The sequence below is a fragment of the Arthrobacter sp. NPDC093128 genome (genome assembly GCF_040683875.1).
Lineage (GTDB): Bacteria > Actinomycetota > Actinomycetes > Actinomycetales > Micrococcaceae > Arthrobacter.
In genome coordinates, this window is the sequence record NZ_JBFBEY010000077.1 from 1 (window position 1) to 1,013 (window position 1,013).

1 protein-coding gene and 1 pseudogene are annotated in these 1,013 nt (G+C 68.2%); both read right to left on the reverse strand.

Annotation, left to right across the window (positions count from 1 at the left end):
- Positions 1–140, reverse strand: a pseudogene (locus tag AB0N24_RS27560) (GntR family transcriptional regulator); the annotation flags it as partial.
- Positions 133–1,013: fumarylacetoacetate hydrolase family protein (locus AB0N24_RS27565; RefSeq protein ID WP_364131783.1), on the reverse strand; the 881-nt coding region annotated here is incomplete at its 5' end. The gene AB0N24_RS27565 and the pseudogene AB0N24_RS27560, both read right to left, overlap by 8 nt.

The window sequence follows — 1,013 nt, forward strand, 5'->3', positions numbered from 1 at the left end:
ACCAGCCGGTAACCGGGCGTGTAGGTGCCGTCCACGATCCGGGCTTTGACGGCCGTGTAGGCCTGCTCGGACTTGCTGCCGGCCGACTTGCCGGCCGTGGTGCCATTCTCGGTGGCTGTTTCCATAGCCGTCTCAGTCATGTTCCGGGCCTTCCCATTGTTCGTACTTGGCGCGCCATTCGCTGTTCAGCGGGTAGAGGCCGTCCACGCTGTGACCCTGTGCCACCATTTCGGCGATGAAGACTTCCTCGCGTTCCTGGGCGATGGAATCGTCGGCGAGTTCCTCGGCGAGGGCCGGCGGGATGACCAGGATGCCGTCCGAGTCGGCCACGATGATGTCGCCGGGCTGCACGGTGGTGCCGCCGCAGGCGATGGTGATGTCCGTGTCCCACGGGATGTGCCGGCGGCCGAGCACCGCGGGGTGCGGGTTGGAGTAGTAGGTGGGCATGTCCATGGCTGCGACGGCGGCGAAGTCGCGCACGCCGCCGTCGGTGATGATGGCTGCGGCGCCGCGGACCTGGGCGCGGAGGGCCAGGATGTCGCCGATGGTGCCGGTGCCCTTTTCGCCGCGGGCCTCCATCACCAGGATCTCGCCTTCGTTGACCGAATCGATGGCCTTCTTCTGGGCGTTGAAGCCGCCGCCGTGGGTCTTGAAGAGGTCCTCGCGGTTGGGGACGTAGCGCAGGGTCCGGGCCAGGCCCACGATCCGCTTCTCCGGCCGGGTGGAGGTCAGGCCGTCGATGCTGACGTTGTTTAGGCCGCGCTTGCGCAGCTGGGAGGACAGGGTTGCCGTGCAGACGCTTTCGAGTTTGGCCTTCAGTTCCGCGGTCAGGACCGGCGCCGGGGTCCCGGCGGGCGCCAAACCGGCGGCTTCCCGCGAGCCGTACGCTTCCTCCCGCTGGAGGTCATCGGTCCGGGGCCGGGCGCCGAAGTCCGCGAACGCCGTCTTACCTTCCTCAACCCTGGTGACCAACCGGCCGGTGGTGACGGCGGCAGCGCTGACTTCGACCTCGA